We start from the raw sequence: 21,597 nt of genomic DNA, 5'->3' as shown, positions 1-21,597 counted from the left end.
CGTACGTGGCGCGAGTCACACCCGTTGGCCGGCGCTGGTGGGTCACAACCGCCAGCGGGTCGGGCCGCCCGGCGCCGGCTGGTACCGGAGCACCCGGCCGGTGTGCAGCGATGCCCGCAGGTGCGCCCCGGCCAGCGGCGCGACCGACTCGACCCGTTCGACGGCCGCCCACAACGCCCGGGTCGCGTTGACCCTCGCCCGTTCGCTCTCGCCCGTCTGTGTCCTCGGCCGCCCGCCGAGCCCACTGGCCCCCCGCAGCTCCGCCAGCAGGGCCGTACGTTCGGTCTGGGCGGCCGCCGCCCGGTCCACGTCTCCCGCCCGGTCGGCGGCGTCGAGCTGCTGGTCCAGTACCCCCAACCGGCGCCGGTACGCCGCGCGGGCGACCTCGTCGAGGATCGGGGCGCCCTCGGGCACCCGCAGGCCAGCACCTCCGGCGACAAGATCCAGCGCGGCGATCTCCTGACCGGGCGTGGCCAGCAGCGCCCGCAGGTATCCGATCCCGCGACCGTCGCGCAGCCGGACCGTCTCGGTCCCGGCGTCGAGCTGCCAGCCGTCGCCGTCACGGCACAGCCGCCACTCGTCGGCTGGCGGGGTCAGGGTGCCGAGCAGCCCTCCCATACCGAGCCGCTGTGCCAGCGAGCGGGCCCGCCCGAGGTCCTCCCCGGCCCGGTCCCGGTCCCCGTCGGCCCCGCGTACGGTCAGCGCGCCGGCCCGCGCGACGAGCGTGTACGCGAGCCACGGCAGGGCGCCGCTCCGTTGCTCCAGCTCCACCGCGCTGTCCAGGTGCGGTACCGCCTGATCCGGGTGGCCGAGCCGGGTGGCGAGCCGGCCCAGGTAGTCGTCCACCGGTCCGGTGATGGTGTTGGCGCCGCCCCAGACCACCAGTCGCCCCGCGTACGGGAGCAGGGCGTCGTACAGGGCCTGCGCGGACGAGGGTTCACCGCCGCGTGCGGCCACGATCGCCAGGTCGGCGAGGGCTCCCACCCAGCGTGGCCCGGATCCGGCGAGCACGGCCGGCAGCACCCGTTCCAGTTCGAGCAGCGCCTCGGTGTCGCGACCGCATTCGGCCAGTGTCCGAGCCGCGGTCGCCTCGAAGAAGTGACCGGGCAAACGGCGGGCGAGGGCATGCAGGGTGTCCACCTGCGGTTCGGCCTCCCCGCGTAGCAGGGCGAGATGGCCGTACAGCGAGGCGACCAGGCGGTCGGTGTCCACGAGCCCGGCCCGCCGGCCCTGTTCGGCCACGTCACCGGTAAGTGTCGCGGCCTCGTCGAACCGGCCGCGGATCGTCGCCAGCATCGCCTGGCGGGCCAGCACCACCACCGCCGCCTCCGCGTCGCCGGCCAGCTCTGCGGCCCGGGCGTAGGCCGTCAGCGCCGCTTCGGCGGCCACCAGGTCGCCCAGCTCTGTCCAGGCGGTGAACCGCCAGAACAGTCCGCGTCGCTCGACCGTGGCATCACCGGCCAGGCGCGCCTGCTCCACGATCTCCGTCGCGGTGGCCAGCCGTTCCCGGGCGGCGGCCGGGTCCCACAGTGCGTGCAGCCGGCCGTCGAGAACCTCGGCTATGACGCCGGGGTCGCCGGTGCTCCGGGCCAGGCTCACCGCCTCGTCGACCAGCTCACGCCGGCGAGTCCCGGCCGACGGGTCGCCCAGCAGCTCGCGGGCCAGCCGGGTCAGCACCCGGGCCCGCTCCGGCGCTGGCAACGGCCGCGCGGCGGCGACCTCCAGCAGGCGGATCAGACCCGCGTCGAGATCGAGGAACTCCGCCCGTGACGGCGTCGTGAGCGCCAGGTGGATGACGGCATCGGCGGTGCCGTCGAGACCGGCCAGTTCACCGGCGAGGACGATGGCTGGTCCGGGCCGGCCCGCCGAGGCGAGCCACACGGCGTGCAGCGTCCCGCCGGTGAGCTGCCCGGCGGGCAGGGCGTCGGTCAGGTCGGCGAGTTCCGCTTCGGTCAGGCCGGGCAGGCGTAGCTCCGCAGTCAGGCCGACAGGCTCCCGTGCCGTCGCGAGCAGTGCGGTCGCACCCGAGCCGAGCCGGGACGCGAGCAGGGCCAGGAACTCCACGGCCGGCGTACCGGCGCGGCCGACGCCGTCGACCAGCAGCAGGCGCGGTCCGCCGTGGGCTGTCGCGCGGGCGATCCGATCGAGGTCGTCGGGCCCGGCTTTGGGCGGCAGTTCGCCCACTTCGAGATCGCGGAGGAGTTGGTCCCAGATCAGCAGGCCGGCATCGAGGCCGGTGCCGGTCACCCGGAACACCGGCAGACCACGGGTACGGGCCAGGGCTGCGGCGGCGTCGACCAGTGCGGTCTTGCCCGCCCCGGCGGGCCCGGTGACGACGAGGTGCCCGCCTGTTCCCGCTACGGCCCGGTCGAGCAACTGTGCCACCGCGGCGAGCTCACGGCGGCGTCCGATCAGGGCCACCCGCTCAGCGTACGGCCGCTGATCACGTCGATGTGTCGGCTATGACCCCATCCGCGCCGGGGTGACGTATCACCCGTCCCCCAGTTCCGGATCCTGGATGGCCTCGCCGTGCAGGCGGAGATTCTCGGGGATGAGTTCGAGCAGTTGGTCGCGGCGCAACGGGAGGTCGAGCAGGCTGAGTTTGATCCGGCTCCGCCGGGCATGCGTACCGGCCGACAGGCGTACGACCTGGCCGGCGTCCTCGCGCAGTTGGGCGGTGAGCACGTCACCCGGCTCGAGTTCGGCCGACGGGGTGCCGTCCACGTCGAGGTAGACCGGCGCGCTGTCGGGGTCGATGTGCAGCGACACCCGGTCTCCGGCGCCCAGCACGATGGCCCGACCGATGCCCGCCATCGCCGCCACCGGCGTGATCACGATCGCCGACGCCGAGGGCGACACGATGGGTCCACCGGCGGCGTAGTTGTACGCGGTGGAACCGCTGGGCGTCGCCAGTACGAGCGCGTCGCACCGGTAATAGCCGTACTGCTGGTCGTTGACGGTGAGATCGAGCGAGATCGTGCCGGTCCGGCTGCGTCTGGCCAGCACGATGTCGTTGAACCCGGTGTCGGTCCGAAACGGCCGGCCACTGCCGCACGCGACGAGCAGGCAGCCGTGGCACTCGATGGTGAAGTCGCCGTCGACGAGTCGCGCCAGCGCGGTCTCCAGGGTGTCCGGGGTGACCTCGACGAGGAAGCCGAGGTTGCCGTGGTTGACGCCGAGCACCGGTACGGGCCGTTCGGCGACCAGCCGCATCGCCCCGAGCATGGTCCCGTCGCCACCGAGGGCGACCAGCCCTTTGAGTTGGGCGACGAACTCCGGATCGGGCAGCGTGTCGATCTTCCCGGTGACCCGGTCCCGGTCCCGGTCCCGGGCGACGACCCGGACCGCATGGGTACGGGCCCAGCTCAGGATCGTGGACACCGACTCGCCCACCGCCCTGGTGGGATGGACCACCAGGCCCAGGACAGGGACCTCGCTGTCGTCCGCCGTTGCCACCTCGCTGCTCACTTCGGCCAGCCTAGCCACGGCCCGGGTGGTTGCGCGGGCTGATCGCCGGTCCGGTGGGCCCGGCGCGCACGACCCTCCCGGCCGGCGCCGCACCCGCCGGTCCCACGGCGGCGAGAGGTCGCAGTCGGGGTCAGCCGGTGGCCCGCGACCGGGTTCGAGCGGTGGCGACGGCGAGCACGTTGGCGGCGACGACGAGCATGATGCCGGCCCATTCGTGCGGGTCCAGCCCCTGCCGGAGGATGAGCAGGCCGGCGAGGGCAGCCAGCACCGGGTGGACGCTCATGACAACGCCGAAGAAGCGGGCCGGTACCCGTCGCAGTGCGATCAGGTCGGCGGCGTAGGGCACCACCGAGCTGAGCACACCCGCGACGACGGCGTAGAGCAGGGCGGTGCCGTGCAGTCGTCCCTGGGCGACGAGGAACACCGCGACCGGTAGGTAGAGCAGCGCCGAGACCCCGGTGGCGGTCGCCGGTGCCTGCAGGCCCGGCAGCCGGCTCCCGAGCAGCCGGTTGAGCAGGATGTAGGCGGCCCAGCAGGCGGCGGCGAGCAGACCGAGGCCGACGCCGAGGTAGTCGCTGCTCGGGCCGGGCAGCACCAGGATGTAGACACCGAGTCCGGCGGCGGCGACGCAGAAGATGTCCCGACGGGTACGGGAGCCGGCCAGCGCGACCCCGAGCGGGCCGAGCACCTCCAGCGTCACGGCCAGGCCGAGGCCGATCCGGTCGATGGCGGTGTACAGGCTCAGGTTCATGGTGGCGAAGACCAGCCCGAGCAGCAGTGTCGGCCACCACTGCCCCCAGGTGAAGCGGCGTACGTTCGGCCTCGCCACCGGCAGGAGGACCGCGGCGGCGACCAGCTGGCGCACCGCCACCACGCCGACCGGCCCGATCGTGGCGAAGGCGTGCGCGCCGACGGCGGCGCCGACCTGGTTGCTGGCGGCGCTGGCGGTCATGATGGCGAGCCCGCCGAGCACCGAACCGCGACCGGCGTCCCCGGCCGGTGCACCGGCCCGCTCTGCCGCAGCGCCGGCTGTCCTCATGGTCATGCCAGCCAGTGTCGGCGCCACGATCAAAAACTGGAAATGCGCCAGTCGTACGACGCCCCGCCAGCGCGAACTGGAACTTCCGACCGCCGCAGGGGTGCTCGCCGGTCGCCGCAGCGCTACTCGATGCCCGCCATCCGCGGTGGGCATCGAGCCCTACGACAACCGTCGACCGTCATCAACTCAGCATTCGCCCACCGGACACGCCCCGGCCGCTATGGATCACATAGATTCCCATCGGTCTATCCATACCGGACGTGGGAGCACACATGCTCAACAGAAGCAGGATCGCCGGGAGATCCCTGGCGGCGGTCACCCTGGCGGCGACGCTCGCGACCATCGGGCTCGCGGCACCCGCCCCGGCGAGCGCGGCGGTCAGCCGGGCGGAGCTGGCGCTGCGCTGGGCGCCGATCCACTACCAGGACGTCGACGCCACCGGGAGCCACGCGCTCGGCGGACGGTCCGACTACATCACGAAGGTCGACTTCGACGGCGACCTCAACGGGCGCAACAACTGGGACCGTGCCGGCCAGGCCGGCGTCTCGTTCGCCGCGCACGGTTACTACTCCGTGGTCGAGACCTCCACGCACTGGTACATCACGTACCTCTTCTTCCACCCGCGCGACTGGACCGACCACCCGTTCTTCGAGACCGAGCACGAGAACGACGGCGAGGGTGTGCTGTTCTCCATCGAGCGCGACGGCTCCACGTACGGGGTGCTGCGGTCGGCGGTGACCGTGGCACACAGCAGCTTCTACTCGTACACACCGGTCGGTAGCACCTGGTCCGGCGGGCGGGAGAACGTCGACGGCACGCTGCAGCTCCAGTCCTCGCCGCACGACTCGTTCCAGCACCCGGTCACCGCGCAGGAGGCCCAGGGCCACGGCCTCAAGGCGTATCCGCAGTACAACATCAACGGCGACGGGATCGTCTACTACCCCTCCACGGTCGCGGAGACGCCGAGCGACGGCAACGACCGGGACGTGCGCTACCAACTCGTCGACATGTTCGGCGCCGGTGGACTGTGGGCACAGCGGGCGAACGCCAGCCTGTTCGCGAACCTCGGCACCTTCGCCGGCGACACCTCCGACAACTGCGGCTCGGGCACCTTCGGCTGCTCGACCAACTCGGCGAATGCGCCGTGGGGCTGGGACGACGGCGACGACCTGCCGGGCAGGGGCCAGATCGCCACCGACCCGGCGAAGCTGTCCGTCGAGTACTTCACGGTTCCGGGCAGCCTGTCCCGTGCGTACACCTACAACCCGTACGCGAGCGAGGCGGCGGCCCTGGCCGCCGCGGCGAAGACGGCGCCGACCGTCGTCGACTGACCCGACCTCGATCCGATCCGTAGCGGTCGGGCGCGCTGTCCACCGACAGCCCGGCGCCCGACCGCTACGGCAACGGGTACGCACCACCCGCCATGACATCGAGACAGTTACATTGAAGAAACTTAACTGATAGGCTTCCTGCCCATCGACGAGGTGGGGTGCCATGAGACTCCGACGTGAGGTAACCGCCCTGGTGGCGGGCGCAGCGGTGGCCATCGTGACCGGGTTCGCCCCGGCGCCGAACGGCCTCGCCGCAGTGGTGGACGGCAGCCCCGCGAACGTGCTGCTCGTGGTGTGCTCCGCGCCGGCATGGGCCGAGGGCGTCACCTACCCGGCGGGTAGCCGGGTCACCTACAACGGCCGCCTGTACGAGTCCCTGGTGACCCACACACCACCGGCGGGCGCGGGGTGGAATCCCGTCGCCGCGGCCTCGTTGTGGCGCGATCTCGGCGCCTGTGACGGTGGCACGCCGTCCCCCTCACCGACGCCCACCCGTACGGCGACGCCCTCACCGACGCCGACCCGCACCACGACCCCGACGCCCACCCGCACCCCGACACCCACACCGACCCGTACGCCCACGCCGACGCCCTCGGTCACGCCCACCGCCACCTCGGGACCGGGGACCTGTGCGGTCAAGTCGAGGCCGGCCGGCAAGGTGCTGCACGGCTACTGGGAGAACTGGGACGGTGCCTCGAACGGGGTGCACCCGCCGCTCGGCTGGATCCCGATCACCGACTCCCGGATCAGGTCGCACGGCTACAACGTGATCAACGCGGCGTTCCCGGTGATCCGCTCCGACGGCACGGTCCTCTGGGAAGACGGCATGGACGCCACCGTCAAGGTCGCGACCCCGGCCGAGATGTGCCAGGCCAAGGCCGCGGGCCTGACGATCCTGTTGTCGATCGGTGGCGCCACCGCCGGTATCGACCTCAGCTCGACCGCCGTCGCGGACCGGTTCGTCGCCACCGTGGTGCCGATCCTGAAGAGGTTCAACTTCGACGGGATCGACATCGACATCGAGACCGGTCTCACCGGCAGCGGCAACATCAACCAGCTCTCCACCTCGCAGGCGAACCTGATCCGCATCATCGACGGGGTGCTCGCCCAGATGCCGTCCAACTTCGGTCTCACGATGGCGCCCGAGACGGCGTACGTCACCGGGGGCAGCGTCACGTACGGGTCGATCTGGGGCGCGTACCTGCCGATCGTGAAGAAGTACGCCGACAACGGCCGGCTGTGGTGGCTGAACATGCAGTACTACAACGGCAGCATGTACGGCTGCTCCGGCGACTCCTACGCCGCGGGCACGGTCCAGGGGTTCACCGCGCAGACCAACTGCCTGAACACCGGCCTTGTCATCCAGGGCACCACCATCAGGGTGCCCTACGACAAGCAGGTGCCCGGACTGCCCGCCCAGCCGGGCGCTGGCGGCGGCCACATGTCCCCCACGTTGGTCGCGCAGGCCTGGAACGCCTACCAGGGCAACCTCAAGGGGCTGATGACCTGGTCCATCAACTGGGACGGTGCGAAGAACTGGACGTTCGGCGACAACGTCAAGGCCCTACAGGGCCGCTGACGACGCCCACCACCCCGCGCGAACGCGTGGTATCGGCTGGTCGACGGTTCGTCGCGCCGCAGCGGGGTAGGCAGGCCGGTGGTCGCCAACTGGTGGAGGCGGAGCTTCGGGCGGAAGCTGAAGCTGCCCCTCGACGCCGAGGGTGAGCGGCTCGATCGGGCGCTCGACGAGGTACGGCGGCGGGGCGAGTCGACCGGACGGGACCGGTACCGTCAGCTCCAGACCAAGCTGATCCTTGCCGTCCAGGCCGGCGTCGCGGCAGCCCTGTCGTGGTTGGTGGCCCACGAGTTGGTGGGTGACCCGGCGCCGATCTTCGCCCCGGCTGCGGCGGTCGGCACCATCGCCTCCTCCATCGGCCAGCGACTGGGGCGATCCGTCGAGCTGATCATCGGGGTGGCGGTGGGCATCGCCATCGGCGACGGCCTGATCGCCGCGATCGGCACCGGGCCGTGGCAGATCGGGCTCACGGTGACCCTCGCGATCATCACCGCGATCCTGATCAGCGGACACGGGACGCTGGTCAGCCAGGCCGGCGGTACGGCCGTGTTCATCGCCGCCCTGACCCCGTCGTCACCAGACCTGGAGGGGCCACGGTTCCTCGACGCGGTCATCGGTGGCGCAGTCGGGCTGATCGTCGTGGTGGTGCTCCTGCCGATCAGTCCCCTACGTATCGTCGAACGGGCCGCCAATCCAGCGCTGGACGAGCTCGCCGAGCAGTTGTCCCGCACCGCCCAGGCGCTGGCGGAACGGGACGCCGGTCGCGCCGAGGCAGCCTTGGACCGGCTGCGCGAGATCGGGACCGACCTGGAGCGGCTGCGCGACGCCCTGGCGGGTGCGAAGGAGGTGGTCAACCTGGCACCCGCGCGATGGCATCGACGTCGTGCCCTGATGCAGTTCCAAATCGGGGTCGAGCAGATGGACCGCGCCGTGTGGAACAGCCGCGGACTGATCCGGCGAGCCGTGGTGCTGATCGAGGACAACGAGCCGGTTCCGGCCAGCCTGCCACCGGCGGTGCAGAACCTCAGTGAGGCAATCCGGCTGCTGCACTACGAGTTCACCCGGGGCTGGGAGCCGCGGGAGGCCCGCCGGGCGGCCCTGCGGGCGGTCAGCGATGCGGGCCGGGCCAGGGCGGAGGGGGTCGAACTGTCGGGCACCGTGGTGGTCGGGCAGATCCGCAGTGCCGTCGTCGACCTGCTCCGGGCCACCAGCATCAGCCGCAGCGACGCGCGGAACCTGGTACGCGACGCGTCGAACGGTCAGGAACCCCTGACGGTCGAATCGGCCCCTGGCCAGGGCTGAGCGAAAACCGGTCGGCTGCTGTCACGGCCGCCCCGATCCCGAAAGCGTGCTGCCCGCCAGTCGGCGTCGCCGTCAGCTGCGCCGCTCCCGGATACTGAGCGCGTCGGTGAGCACGATCCCGAACAGCACCGCCACCACGGTGCCGGCAACGGCGACCGGGGCCAGGAAGATCATCGCCGGTGCCATGAGGACCAGGACCACGAGCCCGACCAGCCAGGGGTGGGCCACGTGCACGAAGACCTCGTGCCCCAACATGGTGCGACCGACGAGGAACAGCACCGGGCCACCGATGATGACCGCCACCCAGCTCTCCTCCATCGGGCCGTACGGGTGCCTGATGATCAATTCGTCGCCGACCGTGGTGAGCACGACGCCAGCCACCATGACCAGGTGTGCGTACCCGGCCCACTTGGTCTCCCGGCCCGGGTCGGCCGAGCCGGTGATGGCGCTGCCGAGCTTCTCCCTCGTCCGGTAGAAGTAGATCCACCAGAACAGGACCGTGGTGGCGAACGCGGTCACGAAGGCGAAGACGCGCTGGGAACCGTAGTCGCTGCTCCGGAAGGTGCGAGCGGTGATCACGATGGTCTCGCCGAGGGCGATGATCATGAACTGGCGATACCGCTCGGCGAGGTGTTCCCCGGCCATGTTCCACTCCCAGGCCGGCGAACGGCCCAGCTTCGGGGTGGGCCAGCGCAGCACCGGGCCGAGATAGTCCATGGCGAGTGCCACCGTCCAGAGCAGCACCCGCAGCCCGCCCGGGACGAAGGCGCCGGCGAACCAGAACGCGCCGGACACCCCGAACCAGAAGATGCCGCGCAGCGGCCGGTTGCGCAGCCGGTGGTGGCGCAGGATGAAAGCGAGCACCACACTGCGGCCGAGGTGGATTCCGACGTACGCGGAGGCGAAGAGCGGTCCGCGACCGTCGAACGCGTCGGGTATCGCGGTCGACATCACCAGGCTGCCGAACATGATCGCGATGACCAGCAGTTGGACGGCGGGCCGCTGCGAGTCCAGCGTCTCCGTGGCCAGGTTGGTGTACGACCACACCCACCAGGTCGCGAGCAGGAGAATCAGTGCCTCGTACGCGCCGAGCGGGTGCAGGTCCTCGATCAACGCCTCGGCGAGCCGGGCGAGGGTGAAGACGAAGACCAGGTCGTAGAAGAGCTCGACGTACGTGGCCCGCTGCGGCTGGCTGGGGTCGCGGATCAGCGTGGAGCCTCTACCCGTTGTCATGCGCCGCCCGTTCCCACGCCTCCCGCCCGCCTCCGGGCTGCCGGCTCGGGCGACAACCGGCCCCGTACCGATCCGTCGTCGCAGCCAGTCGTACCACAGGGCGACGGCACCGATCCCGGATTCCGGTGACGAACGGCTCTGCCAACCCCGTCGGGGCGGTCAGCGGGCGGGAGCGACCAGACGCCGCACGGCGTCCACGATCGTCGTACGCCGGTCCTGCTCGGGTACGAGATCCAGGAAGTCTGCGGCCTGCATCTGCCACATGTTGGCGAGGTTCAGCACCAGCGCCAGGAGCTGCCCGGCGGTGAACCGGTCGGTGAGCACGCCCCGGCGCTGGGCGTCCGCCACCGCGTCCAGCTTCTGCTTCATCGCGGCCGAGGTCGACGCCCGCCGGCCGGCCGAGTCACCCCGTTCCAGCTCGTACCAGGCCACGAACCGCATCACCTCGGGATAGGCCAGCCCGCCGTCGTAGAGCCGCGCGGCGTACTCGCCCAGGTCGTCGGCGTCAATCGGGACGCCCGCGACCACCTGCTCGACGATCGCGTCGAAAACCGCCTCGAACAGGCCCTCCTTGTTCTCGTAGAACGAGTAGACGAGGCCGGCACTGATCCCCGCCCGCTTGGCGAGGCGGTCGACCCGCGCCCCGGCCAGGCCGTACGCGGCGAACTCCGACAGGGCCGCCTCCAGCAGGCGCTGGCGTTTGGTCTCCGGGTCACGGGTACTCATGTCCCCAGCTTGCCTACTGAACATTCATTTGACAAGCCGAGCCGACCGCGGCTACCGTCGAACTTACTGAATGAATGTTCACTACGAAGGGGGATCGGCATGCCGGACCACACTCACTGGACACCCGAGGCGATCGCCGACCAGACCGGGCGTACCGCCCTCGTCACCGGCGCGAACAGCGGAATCGGGCTGGAGACGGCACGGGTGCTCGCCCGGCACGGGGCCCGGGTCATCCTCGCCGGGCGGAGCCGGCCGCGGCTCGACGAGGCGGTGCGTACGCTCCGCGCCGAACTGCCGCAGGCGGACCTGGACAGCGTGGTCCTGGACCTCGGCGACCTGTCCTCGGTCAGGGACGCGGCCGCTCGGGTCGCCGCCACCGAGACCCTCGACCTGCTGGTCAACAACGCCGGGATCATGAACATCCCGGAGCGCCGGACCACCAGGGACGGATTCGAGCTGACCGTCGGCACCAACCACCTCGGGCACTTCGCGCTCACCGCCCAGGTGCTGCCCGCCCTGCTGCGCTCCCCCGCGGCTCGCATCGTGACGGTCAGCGCGATCGCCGCGAAATGGCCCAGCGGGACGCTGACCGACCTGATGAGCGAGGAACGCTACCGTCCGATGGCCGCCTACGCGAAGTCCAAGCGCGCCAACGTCGTCTTCACCCGGGAACTCGCCCGCCGTCTCGCCGGTACGACCATCACCCCGGTCGTGATCCACCCCGGCGCGGCCATGACGAACCTGCAGCAGCACACCCGGGGTGCACTCGTCCGGGCCCTCACCGGCGTCATGGAGAAGTTCCTGATGGGCTCGCCGGAGGGCGCGGCGTGGCCCAGCCTCTACGCCGCGACCAGCCCCGACGTCCACTCCGGAGAGTTCATCGGCCCGGCCTCCCGCAACCAGACCGCCGGCACGCCGAAGCCGGTAGCGCTGCCCCGCGGTGCCGACGACCCGGCCGAGGGCAGCCGACTGTGGGACGCCAGCGAACGCCTCACCGGCGTCTCCTTCCCTCTGACCGGTAGCGCTCGGTGACGTACGCCGGGGTCCTCTGCCTGGCCGGGACGGGCCGGACAGGACACGACGGACGGTTCGGGAGGCGCGCGCCGGCCGCGGGTGACCGACCTCGATGGGGAGTGCCAGGCCGCGGCCCGCCGACACACCCGACACGACATCTGGTGTTCGGTTTCCAGGCCTCCCCCATATATAGTCTGTGGCGCGACTGGTTCGGCCGGGTATCCAACCTGGCTGAGGCAAGAGGGAACCCGGTGGAAGTCCGGGACTGCCCCGCAGCGGTGAGTGGGAACGACAGCCGTCACACAGCACTGGGAGACAACCGGCCTCTGCCGGGTGACCTGGGAAGCGACGGTCAGTAGGGAGTCACGGGTAGCCGTGGCCGCGCCCATGAGTCCGAAGACCTGCCAGCCGCGCCGCGCCGGCCCATCCGTGCGCGGCGGTCCGAGGCCGCGCGGGACGGCCGACGGCACAGACGCGCGTTTCGCGTGCGTCCCTGCCTGCCTGCGCGCACTCCGGACCTCGTCGGCGACGAGTACCGAGGAGCGACAGGTGACGGTCACAGAGTTGATGCCGGACGGCACGACGACGGGCGGCGATCTGCCCACGCCGGGGCAGCGGCGTACGCAGATGCAGGTACGCAAGCGCAACGGCACACTCGAACCGGTCGACGTCGACAAGATCGTCCGGGCGGTGCAGCGCTGGGCGGACGACCTGGACGACATCGACCCGCTGCGGGTGGCTACCCGGACGATCAGTGGACTCTACGACGGGGCGACCACGGCCGAACTGGACCGGTTGTCGATCCAGACCGCCGCCGAGATGATCGGCGAGGAGCCCCAGTACTCCCGGCTCGCGGCCCGGCTGCTGGCCGGTTACGTCGACAAGGAGGTACGCGGCCACGGCATCGCGTCGTTCAGCCAGGCAATCCGCCTCGGCCACGAACTCGGGCTGATCGGCGACGACACGGCACGGTTCGTGGCGGTCAACGCCCGCAAGCTCGACGACGCGATCGACCCCACCGCCGACCTGCGGTTCGAATACTTCGGGCTGCGTACGGTCCACGACCGCTACCTGCTGCGCCACCCGACCGGGCGGCTGGTGCTGGAGACGCCGCAGTACTGGCTGCTACGGGTCGCCTGCGGCCTGTCCCGTACGCCCGGCGAGGCGATCGGGTTCTACCGGTTGATGTCAACGCTCGCGTACCTGCCGAGTTCCCCGACGCTGTTCAACTCCGGCACCGCGCACACCCAGATGTCGTCCTGTTTCCTGGTCGACTCGCCCCGCGACGAACTCGACTCGATCTACGACCGGTACGCCCAGGTGGCAAAGCTGTCGAAGTTCGCCGGCGGGATCGGGATCGCCTGGTCGCGGGTGCGTTCCCGGGGCGCGCTGATCCGGGGCACGAACGGCCTGTCGAACGGGATCGTGCCGTGGCTGCGGACCCTGGACGCGAGCGTGGCGGCGGTGAACCAGGGTGGCCGTCGCAAGGGCGCGGCCTGCGTCTACCTGGAACCGTGGCACCCGGACATCGAGGAGTTCCTGGAGCTGCGGGACAACACCGGTGAGGACGCCCGGCGTACGCACAACCTCAACCTGGCCAACTGGATTCCGGACGAGTTCATGCGGCGGGTCGAGGCGGACGAGACGTGGTCGCTGTTCGACCCGGCCGAGGTGCCCGAACTGCCCGACCTGTGGGGGGACGAGTTCGACGCCGCCTACCGGTCCGCCGAGGCCGCCGGCCGGTTCGTGCGCCAGGTCAAGGCCCGTGACCTGTACGGGCGGATGATGCGCACCCTGGCCCAGACCGGCAACGGGTGGATGACGTTCAAGGACCCGTCGAACCGGCTGTCCAACCAGACCGCCGAGCCCGGCAACGTGGTGCACCTGTCGAACCTCTGCACCGAGATCGTCGAGGTATCCAGCGACGGCGAGACGGCGGTCTGCAACCTCGGTTCGATCAACCTGGCCGCGCACGTCGCGGGCGACGACATCGACTGGGAGCGGCTACGGGACACGGTCCGTACCGCCGTGCTCTTCCTCGACCGGGTGATCGACATCAACTACTACCCGAGCGTCGAGGCGGCGGCGAGCAATCCGCGTTGGCGGCCGGTGGGGCTCGGCCTGATGGGCCTGCAGGACGTCTTCTTCGCGCTCCGGCTGCCGTTCGACTCCGCGCGGGCGTCGGAGCTTTCCACCAGGATCTCCGAGGAGATCTACCTGACCGCCCTGGAAACCTCCGCCGACCTGGCCGAACAGTTCGGACCGCACCCGGCGTACGCGCAGACGCGGGCGGCGCGCGGTCAGCTCCAGCCCGACCTGTGGGGGGTGACCCCCACCCAGGAGCAGCGCTGGAGCGCGGTACGACAGCGGATCGCGGCACACGGCCTGCGCAACTCGCTGCTGGTCGCGATCGCCCCGACGGCGACCATCGCCTCGATCGCCGGTTGTTACGAGTGCATCGAGCCGCAGGTGTCCAACCTGTTCAAGCGGGAGACGCTCTCCGGGGAGTTCCTGCAGATCAACACCGCCCTGGTACGGGAACTCAAGGCGCTGGGCCGGTGGACCGAGCAGGTGCGTACCGAGATCCGGCGCGCGGAGGGCTCGGTCCAGGGCATCGAGTCGCTGCCGGCCGACGTACGGGAGCTGTTCCGGACCGCGTGGGAACTGCCCCAGCGGGCGTTGATCGACCTCGCTGCCGCCCGGTCCCCGTACATCGACCAGAGCCAGTCGCTGAACCTGTTCATGAGCGCACCGAACATCGGCAAGCTCTCCTCGATGTACCTGTACGCCTGGAAGTCGGGGCTGAAGACCACGTATTACCTGCGCTCCCGTCCCGCCACCCGGATCCAGCAGGCCACCGTCACCATCGACCGCCCGGTGACCGTCGACACCGACGCGGTCGCCTGCTCGCTGGAGAACCCCGAGTCCTGCGAAGCCTGCCAGTAAGTAGCCCCCACCCGCACCCACACGTGAGGCAACACGATGACGAGCACCGCCAAGACCTCCATGTTGCTCGACCCGGGGATGGACCTGACCCTGCGGCCGATGCGCTACCCGCACTTCTTCGACCGGTACCGCGACGCGATCAAGAACACCTGGACCGTCGAGGAGGTCGACCTGCACTCCGACCTGGCCGACCTCGGCCGGCTGACCCCGGCCGAACGGCACCTGGTCAGCCGCCTGGTCGCGTTCTTCGCCACCGGCGACACCATCGTCGCCAACAACCTGGTGCTCAACCTCTACCAGCACGTCAACTCGCCGGAGGGCAGGCTCTACCTGTCCCGGCAACTGTTCGAGGAGGCGGTGCACGTCCAGTTCTACCTCAACCTGCTCGACACGTACGTGCCGGACGAACAGGAGCGGTTCGCCGCCTTCGACGCGATCGAGAACATCCCGTCGATCCGCCGCAAGGCCGAGTTCTGCTTCCGCTGGATCGACTCGATCTTCGAACTGCGGGAGTTGCGCAGCCGCGAGGACCGGCGGGCGTTCCTGCTCAACCTGATCTGCTTCGCCGCCTGCATCGAGGGCCTGTTCTTCTACGGCGCCTTCGCCTACGTCTACTTCCTCCGCTCCCGGGGATTGCTGCACGGGCTCGCCTCCGGCACCAACTGGGTGTTCCGCGACGAGTCCATGCACATGGCGTTCGCCTTCGACGTCGTGGACACCGTCCGTCGGGAGGAACCGGACCTGTTCGACGACGAGATGCGCCAGCAGGTGCGCGACATGCTCGCCGAGGCGGTCGAGTGTGAGGTCCAGTTCGCCGAGGACCTGCTCGAACAGGGCGTCTCCGGGATGTCCCTGCCGGACATGCGCGAGTACCTCCAGCACGTCGCCGACCGGCGGCTCGCGCAACTCGACCTTCCCCCGATGTACGGGTCGAAGAACCCGTTCGCGTTCATGGAACTGCAGGACGTGCAGGAGTTGTCGAACTTCTTCGAGCGCCGGGTGTCGGCGTACCAGGTCGGGGTGAGCGGCACGGTCAGCTTCGACGACGACTTCTGAGCGTCTCCGGTGGTGGGTGGGTCGGCCGCCCACGCACCCTGCCGTTGCGCCGGTCGGAGCAGTAGGCGTACCTCGACTGGGTTGAAGACCCGTGGCTACGCCGAGGTGGACACAGGCCCTCGCCCGCCTCGTCGCCGCGGCCGCCGAGGTGCGCGCCACCCGCGCCCGAGCACGCGGGAGGGGCGGTGCCGGGAGCTTCCGGCACCGCCCCTCCCGTCAGGGCAGGCGGCCCTGGATGCGCCACAGGCCGAAGCCCGCCAGTGCCACGGCCGCCACGAGGAAGATCGCCGACTCCAACCACTGGAAGTCCCAGTAGCGCTCACCCGGCTGGTACGCCACCCGGACCTGCAGGTCGAGGTTGCCCATGCAGTCCGCGATCGCGTCGAACACGCCGGTGATGCAGGCTCGGTAGCGGTCCAGCTCGACCGGCTGACCGTCCGAGTTGAGCAGTTTGCTGGTCGAGACGACCCAGGCGTCGGAGATCCGCAGTCCCCCGATGTCCGCCTCACTGCCCAGGAAGCTGAGGTTCCGGACCGTCTCCGCGGTCACCTCCTTCGAGTCGCTGACCGGCGCGATCAGATGCGGCCGGACGAGCACGGGCATGGCGACCTGGACCACGGCGAAGACCACGGCGGTGAGCGCCATGGCCGGCACGGTACGGCGCACCGTCAGCCCCACGGTTGCGCCGAGCACGAAGGCGAAGGCCGCGTACGCCACGGGTGCGATATTGCGCGCCCCGAACTGCAACGCGGTGAACCGGTCTCCGGCCACCAGGTCGTACGGACTGGCCGCCCAGGTCAGCAGGAGGCTGAACAGTCCAGCCGTGGCCATGCTGGCCAGACCCACGAACAGCAGTTTGACGGCCAGCCACCGGCGCCGCGTCACGCTCTGGTTCCACGCCAGCCGGTGTGTGCCGGTCTCGAGTTCCCGGGCGATCAACGGCGCGCCCCAGAACATTCCGAGAATGCCGGGAACGACAACGAGCAGGGCGCCGAGGATCTGCAGCCGGGCCCGGTACCGGTCCACGAACTCGGCCGTCAGCGACCCGCACCCGCCGGCCCGGTGGTGGCACCCGACGAGGTCGGCATCGTAGCCGTGCCGGATCTGCGTACCCAGGATCACCAGGTAGATCGCCATCGCGACCAGCGCGGCGGCGCCCACCACCGCCTGCACACGGAACTGACGCCAGGTCATCCAGGTCATCGCAGGACCTCCCCCATCACCGCGGCGGCCGAACCGGTGGCCCCTTCGGCCGCCCGGGTCATGTACCCGAGGACCAGTTCCTCGAGAGGCAGGGCGCTGGCGGTCCACGGAGGACCGGGCGGTGGACCATCGGTACGCACGACCGCACTGCTCTGCCGATCTGTGTGTTCGATCCGGATCACCTCGACCCCGCCCGGCAGCCGGTCGAGCGCGCCGCGCGGCGCGACCAGCCGGTAGTGGGTCGACAGCAGGTCGCGGACGTCGCCGGCGACCTGGACACGGGAGTCGCAGAGCACGATCAGGTAGTCGCAGACCCGCTCGACGTCAGCGAGCAGATGCGACGACAGCACCGCACTGGCCCCTAGTTCCGTGACCGACTCCATCAGGTGGCGTAGGAATCCGATGCGCGCCAGCGGGTCCAGAGCGGCCGCCGGCTCATCGAAGATCAACAGCTCCGGCCGCTTGGCCGCCGCCATGGTCAGTGCAAGCTGGGCGCGCTGACCGCCGGAGAGCCGGCCCGCGTGCTGGCGAGGGTTCAGACCTAGCTGCGCGATCCGCCGGTTCGCCAGCGACGGATCCCAGGCGGGATTGAGCCGCGCACCCATGCGCAGGTGATCAGCTACGGTCAGCATGGGGTAGACGGGCGTGTCCTGCGCGACGTAACCGACCTTCGCCAGATGGGCCGCGTTCGCGGCGGGCCGGGAACCGAGCACCCGGAGTCTGCCCGAGGTCGGCGCGATCAGGCCGCAGGCCAACTGCAGCAGGGTTGATTTGCCCGCCCCGTTGGGACCGACCAGACCGATCACCCTTCCCTGCGGAACTTGGAGATCACAATCGGTCAGCGCCTGTCGTCGCCCGTAACGCTTCGTGAGACCCTCGGCAATCAGCACCGGGCCGGAGTGTTCTGGTGGCATGGGCTCATCCTGCGGAGCCGGCACGGCGCCGGCATCGGTCCGAAGCACGGTTCGCGGCGACCGCGGCCGTACTTTTGACCGGTTCGGTGCGGACGGAGATTTCGTAGCCTGAACAGCGTGGATATCGGGCAATGGCGGTCCGGGCGGGGCACCACGGCGGCCGACATCGGACTCGGTGCCGCGTTCGCGGTGGCGCTGGTCTTCCAGGCGGTCGCGCTCGCCGTGAGCTGGGGCGGTCACTACTGGTTGTTCGACTTCACCGCCGGGGTGGTGGTGTGCACGATCGCCCTCGTACGTCGGCGCCACCGGGTCCGGGCGACAGCCGCGGGCCTGGCCGTCGCGGCGGGAACCATCCTGGTCGCCAGGGTTGCCGAGCTACCGGCCGAGCCCGGCCCAGCCATGGCCCTAGGCCTGTCCGTGCTGGTCGGCTCGGCACTGCGCACACTTTCCGTCCCGTTGGCGGGTGTGGCCGCGGCCACGGGTTTCGCCGTGGTCGTGCTCAGCAATCTCGCCACGGCGCCCTCCTCGTCGGGAGCGGTGGCAGCGCTGAACGGCATCGGCTGGGTCGCGGCCCTCACCGTCGGGCTGTGTCTACGGCTGTTCGACGCCGGGCGCAAGGCGACCATCGACCGAGTACGCCGCGACGAGCGCCTGGAGCTGGCCAGGGAGATGCATGACGTGGTCGCACATCACATCACCGGGATCGTGCTCCAGGCCCAGGCCACCCAGATCCTCGCCCGCAGACGCCCGGACAACCCGGAGAACTCCCTGGCGGGCATCGAGAGGGCACTGGCGGGCATCGAGACGGCGGGCTCCGAGGCGCTGACGGCGATGCGCCGGGTGGTCGGCGTACTGCGCGACACCGACGACGCGGCACCCGCGATGCCCGGACCCGAACACCTCAGCGAGCTGGTCGCACGGTTCGACGGTCACGGCCCACCGGTACGACTACGGCTGCCCGAGCGCACCTCGGGATGGCCCCCCGAGGTGACCACCACCGTCTACCGGGTCGTCCAGGAGTCCCTGACCAACGTCTCCCGGCACGCCCCCCATGCCCGTTCGGTCGAGGTCAGCGTCGCCCAGGACGAGCAGGCCGTCAGGGTCGAGGTGCTCGACGACGCGCCGCCGGCTCCGGCCGCGTCCCCGCTGCGCGGCGGGTACGGCCTGGTCGGGATGCGCGAACGGGTCGAGGCCCTCGGCGGCACCTTGTACGCCGGGCCGCGCCCCCGGGAGGGTTGGTCGGTAACCGCCACCCTTCCCGTCGCCGTACGGGAGCCCCGGTGACCATCAACGTCCTGATCGCCGACGACCAGGCGATGATTCGCGGCGGTCTCCGGCTCATCCTCGAAGACCAGCCCGACATCACCGTGGTCGGCGAGGCCGCGGACGGGGTCGAGGCGATCGCCCTGGCTCGACGGCTGCGCCCGGACGTGTGTCTGGTGGACATCCGGATGCCTCGCCTGGACGGCCTCGAGGTCACCCGCGCCCTCGCCGGCCCCGGCGTCGCCCATCCGCTGCGGGTGATAGTGGTGACGACCTTCGACCTCGACGACTACGTGTACGGCGCGCTGCGTGGCGGGGCGGTCGGCTTCCTCCTCAAGGACGCCGGTCCCACGCTGCTCGTCGAGGCCGTCCGGGCCGCTCACGCCGGAGACGCGCTGATCTCGCCAGCGGTCACCCTGCGGCTGCTGCGACACCTGGCGGCGGTAGGGGCACCAGCCGCCGCGAAGCGGACGTCGCCACTGTCCGACCGGGAAACCGAGGTCGTCAGGGCGATCGCGCGGGGCCTGACGAACCGGGAGATCGCCGCCGAGCTGTTCATCTCGCTGAGCACGGTGAAGAGTCACGTGTCCGGGATCCAGGCCAAGCTCGGCCTGCGCAACCGGGTCGAGATCGCCGCCTGGGCCTGGGAGAACCGCATCGCGGTCACGGCAGGGTGAAACGCCAGCCCTGCGACCGGAGGACGGGAATGGCCCGCTCGACGGCGTCGACGGTCTGGCCGCGGTCGCCGCCTCCGTCGTGCATCAGCACGACCGCGCCCGGCGTGACACCCTCCAGCAGGCGGCTCAGCAGCACCTCCGTACCGGGTGTCTCCCAGTCGGCGATGGCAAGGCGCCAACCCAGTGGTTGCATACCGAGTCGGGCGGCAACGGCCGGCGTCTGACCCCAGCTGCCGTACGGAGCACGGAAGTACGGGATGACGGCGCCGGGTACGGCACGGCGGATGGCGGCGTTGGTCTCGCGGAGATCCGCCCTGATCTGTTCCGGGGTCCAGGTGCTCATGTCGTCGTGGTGCATGCCGTGGTTGCACAGGGTGTGACCGGCCGCGACGATCCGGCGTACCAGATCGGGGTGTTCGTCGACGTGGTCGCCCCAGAGGCAGAAGACGGCCTGGATCCGCTGTCTGTGCAGGACCGAGAGCAGGCGCCGGGTGTCGGCGGGGTTGGGTCCGTCGTCGAAGGTGAAGCTGACGACGGACCCACTCCCCCGTGCGGTGTCGATGATCCTGGCGCTCGGTCCGGGCCGGTGCGCCTGGGCGGGACCGCCCGCGGCAAGCACGAGTCCGAGTGCGCCCAGGGCGATGCCGGCGTGGATGAGCGGACGGGTGAACGGTGGTGGCATGGCGGGTCCGCCTTTCCTCCGCCGCTGCCGGCGGGATCGGTGCCGGATGGGTCGGGATGTCCGCTCGGCCGGCGCTCCGGTGGGTGACGCCGGCCGAGCGGATCTCGTCGGTCAGGGCGTACGGCAGGAGACCGTCGGGGCGGTCCAGTTGCCGTTGGCCATGACGGTGAAGCCGAAGGTGGTGCTGCCGCCCGCCGGCACGTTGCCGTTGCCGCTGGGTCGGACGGTCATCACCACCCCGCTGCTGTCCCAGCTGGGGCTGCCGTTCCACACCGTGGAGACCCGCTGCGGGCTGCGCAGGGTCACGGTGCCGGTCCAACTGGTGAGGGCGGTGCCGCCGGCGCGGATGGTGACCTCGCCGTTGAACCGGTCGCCCCAGCGCTGGGTCTCGCGGTAGCTGGCCGTGCAGGTGCCGCCGCCGGGCGGGGGCGTCGTCGGGGTGGCCGTCGGGCCGGGGTTGCCGCCGCCGTCCGGTGCGACCGCCCGACCGGTGCTGGTGGAGATCATGCCCGCGCAGAGGTTGCGGCTGGTCAGGTTCGCGACGATCTGCGGGATGGCGTTGATCGTGGTCTGGTAACCGTCGTGCATGAGGATCACGCCGCCGTTCTGCAGGGTGCTCGCGGCCTGCACGATCTGCGCGGTGCTGGCGCCGTTCCAGTCCTGGGAGTCCACGCTCCACAGCACCTCGGTGAGCCCGAGCTGGGCTTCGACCGACCTGAGGGTGGCGTTGGTCTCGCCGTACGGGGGGCGGAACAGCCGTGGTGCGGTGCCGATCGCCTGCTGGATCGCCTGCTGGGTCTGGCTGAGTTCCGAGGTGATCTGTGCCGCGCTCATCTGCGTCAGGTGCGGGTGGGTCCAACTGTGGTTGCCGGTCCACATGCCGGCCTGCTGCTGGGCCCGGACGAGCGCCTGGTTCTGCTGGGCCTTCTGCCCGATGTTGAAGAAGGTGGCGCGTACGCCGTTGGCGGTGAGCGTGTTGATCAGCGTGCTGGTGGTGCCGGGGTTGGGGCCGTCGTCATAGGTCAGGGCGACGTACCCGTTGCTGCAGTTGGCGGCCGCGACCGACGGCGCGGCGGTGAGCGCGACGGCCGTGGCGGCGACGACGGTGACCAGGGCGGTGAGTGCGAGAGCGGGTCGGGACAGGCGGTGGGTGGATGACATGGGCCG

The 21,597-nt window shown here is 70.8% G+C and carries 17 protein-coding genes and 1 riboswitch; of the genes, 8 read left to right on the top strand and 9 right to left on the bottom strand.

Annotation, left to right across the window (positions count from 1 at the left end):
- Positions 1 to 42: 42 nt before the first annotated feature.
- The 3 genes from AB0J90_RS32715 to AB0J90_RS32705 form a co-directional block, all read right to left on the bottom strand.
- Positions 43 to 2,421, bottom strand: a complete 2,379-nt coding sequence (locus AB0J90_RS32715) for an ATP-binding protein (protein WP_363602614.1) — start codon at positions 2,419 to 2,421, stop codon at positions 43 to 45.
- 69 nt (positions 2,422 to 2,490) lie between these two features.
- Positions 2,491 to 3,468, bottom strand: a complete 978-nt coding sequence (locus AB0J90_RS32710) for an NAD(+)/NADH kinase (protein ID WP_363602612.1) — start codon at positions 3,466 to 3,468, stop codon at positions 2,491 to 2,493.
- A gap of 130 nt (positions 3,469 to 3,598) precedes the next feature.
- Positions 3,599 to 4,513 carry an EamA family transporter gene (locus AB0J90_RS32705; RefSeq protein WP_363602610.1) on the bottom strand — a complete coding sequence of 305 codons (915 nt, stop codon included), beginning with the start codon at positions 4,511 to 4,513 and terminating at the stop codon, positions 3,599 to 3,601.
- A gap of 266 nt (positions 4,514 to 4,779) precedes the next feature.
- Here AB0J90_RS32705 and AB0J90_RS32700 point away from each other — a divergent pair, with 266 nt between their 5' ends.
- The 3 genes from AB0J90_RS32700 (at position 4,780) to AB0J90_RS32690 (ending at position 8,716) form a co-directional block, all read left to right on the top strand.
- Positions 4,780 to 5,838, top strand: coding sequence for a hypothetical protein (locus tag AB0J90_RS32700; RefSeq protein WP_363602608.1), 1,059 nt, complete (start codon positions 4,780 to 4,782; stop codon positions 5,836 to 5,838).
- A gap of 163 nt (positions 5,839 to 6,001) precedes the next feature.
- Positions 6,002 to 7,417 carry a glycosyl hydrolase family 18 protein gene (locus AB0J90_RS32695; protein WP_363602606.1) on the top strand — a complete coding sequence of 472 codons (1,416 nt, stop codon included), beginning with the start codon at positions 6,002 to 6,004 and terminating at the stop codon, positions 7,415 to 7,417.
- Between the two features lie 78 nt (positions 7,418 to 7,495).
- Positions 7,496 to 8,716, top strand: a complete 1,221-nt coding sequence (locus AB0J90_RS32690; RefSeq protein WP_363602604.1) for an FUSC family protein — start codon at positions 7,496 to 7,498, stop codon at positions 8,714 to 8,716.
- A 72-nt stretch (positions 8,717 to 8,788) separates the two neighbouring features.
- Here the strand turns inward: AB0J90_RS32690 and AB0J90_RS32685 are convergent, their stop codons facing one another.
- Positions 8,789 to 9,949 carry a low temperature requirement protein A gene (locus AB0J90_RS32685; RefSeq protein ID WP_363602602.1) on the bottom strand — a complete coding sequence of 387 codons (1,161 nt, stop codon included), beginning with the start codon at positions 9,947 to 9,949 and terminating at the stop codon, positions 8,789 to 8,791.
- A 159-nt stretch (positions 9,950 to 10,108) separates the two neighbouring features.
- Positions 10,109 to 10,675 carry a TetR family transcriptional regulator gene (locus AB0J90_RS32680; RefSeq protein WP_363602600.1) on the bottom strand — a complete coding sequence of 189 codons (567 nt, stop codon included), beginning with the start codon at positions 10,673 to 10,675 and terminating at the stop codon, positions 10,109 to 10,111.
- Between the two features lie 99 nt (positions 10,676 to 10,774).
- Here AB0J90_RS32680 and AB0J90_RS32675 point away from each other — a divergent pair, with 99 nt between their 5' ends.
- The 3 genes from AB0J90_RS32675 (at position 10,775) to AB0J90_RS32665 (ending at position 15,691) form a co-directional block, all read left to right on the top strand.
- Positions 10,775 to 11,707, top strand: a complete 933-nt coding sequence (locus AB0J90_RS32675) for an oxidoreductase (protein WP_363602598.1) — start codon at positions 10,775 to 10,777, stop codon at positions 11,705 to 11,707.
- Between the two features lie 171 nt (positions 11,708 to 11,878).
- A riboswitch (cobalamin riboswitch) is annotated at positions 11,879 to 12,113 on the top strand.
- Between the two features lie 143 nt (positions 12,114 to 12,256).
- The gene (locus tag AB0J90_RS32670; RefSeq protein ID WP_363602645.1) at positions 12,257 to 14,635 is read left to right on the top strand and encodes a ribonucleoside-diphosphate reductase subunit alpha; all 2,379 of its coding nucleotides are present in this window, start codon (positions 12,257 to 12,259) and stop codon (positions 14,633 to 14,635) included.
- Positions 14,636 to 14,671: 36 nt separating this feature from the next.
- Positions 14,672 to 15,691, top strand: coding sequence for a ribonucleotide-diphosphate reductase subunit beta (locus AB0J90_RS32665; RefSeq protein WP_363602596.1), 1,020 nt, complete (start codon positions 14,672 to 14,674; stop codon positions 15,689 to 15,691).
- 216 nt (positions 15,692 to 15,907) lie between these two features.
- Here the strand turns inward: AB0J90_RS32665 and AB0J90_RS32660 are convergent, their stop codons facing one another.
- A complete protein-coding gene (locus AB0J90_RS32660) occupies positions 15,908 to 16,894 on the bottom strand; it encodes an ABC transporter permease subunit (protein ID WP_363602594.1) in 987 nt (328 codons plus the stop codon).
- On the bottom strand, positions 16,891 to 17,808 hold the full coding sequence (locus AB0J90_RS32655) for an ABC transporter ATP-binding protein (RefSeq protein ID WP_363602642.1): 918 nt from the start codon (positions 17,806 to 17,808) through the stop codon (positions 16,891 to 16,893). The genes AB0J90_RS32660 and AB0J90_RS32655 overlap by 4 nt, the downstream gene beginning before the upstream one ends.
- A 117-nt stretch (positions 17,809 to 17,925) precedes the next feature.
- Here AB0J90_RS32655 and AB0J90_RS32650 point away from each other — a divergent pair, with 117 nt between their 5' ends.
- Both AB0J90_RS32650 and AB0J90_RS32645 read left to right on the top strand, forming a co-directional pair.
- Positions 17,926 to 19,092, top strand: coding sequence for a histidine kinase (locus AB0J90_RS32650; protein ID WP_363602592.1), 1,167 nt, complete (start codon positions 17,926 to 17,928; stop codon positions 19,090 to 19,092).
- Positions 19,089 to 19,748 carry a response regulator transcription factor gene (locus tag AB0J90_RS32645; RefSeq protein WP_363602590.1) on the top strand — a complete coding sequence of 220 codons (660 nt, stop codon included), beginning with the start codon at positions 19,089 to 19,091 and terminating at the stop codon, positions 19,746 to 19,748. Before AB0J90_RS32650 ends, AB0J90_RS32645 begins: the two co-directional genes overlap by 4 nt.
- Here AB0J90_RS32645 and AB0J90_RS32640 read toward each other — a convergent pair.
- Both AB0J90_RS32640 and AB0J90_RS32635 read right to left on the bottom strand, forming a co-directional pair.
- A complete protein-coding gene (locus AB0J90_RS32640) occupies positions 19,735 to 20,430 on the bottom strand; it encodes a polysaccharide deacetylase family protein (RefSeq protein ID WP_363602588.1) in 696 nt (231 codons plus the stop codon). The two genes, AB0J90_RS32645 and AB0J90_RS32640, sit on opposite strands and share 14 nt — an antisense overlap.
- A 111-nt stretch (positions 20,431 to 20,541) precedes the next feature.
- A complete protein-coding gene (locus AB0J90_RS32635; RefSeq protein ID WP_363602586.1) occupies positions 20,542 to 21,591 on the bottom strand; it encodes a polysaccharide deacetylase family protein in 1,050 nt (349 codons plus the stop codon).
- Positions 21,592 to 21,597: the final 6 nt, after the last annotated feature.

It is taken from the genome of Micromonospora sp. NPDC049523, assembly GCF_040676775.1.
Taxonomy (GTDB): Bacteria; Actinomycetota; Actinomycetes; order Mycobacteriales; family Micromonosporaceae; genus Micromonospora_G.
The sequence above is the reverse complement of the archived record's forward strand: the minus strand, read 5'-3'. Positions and strand labels throughout refer to the sequence as shown.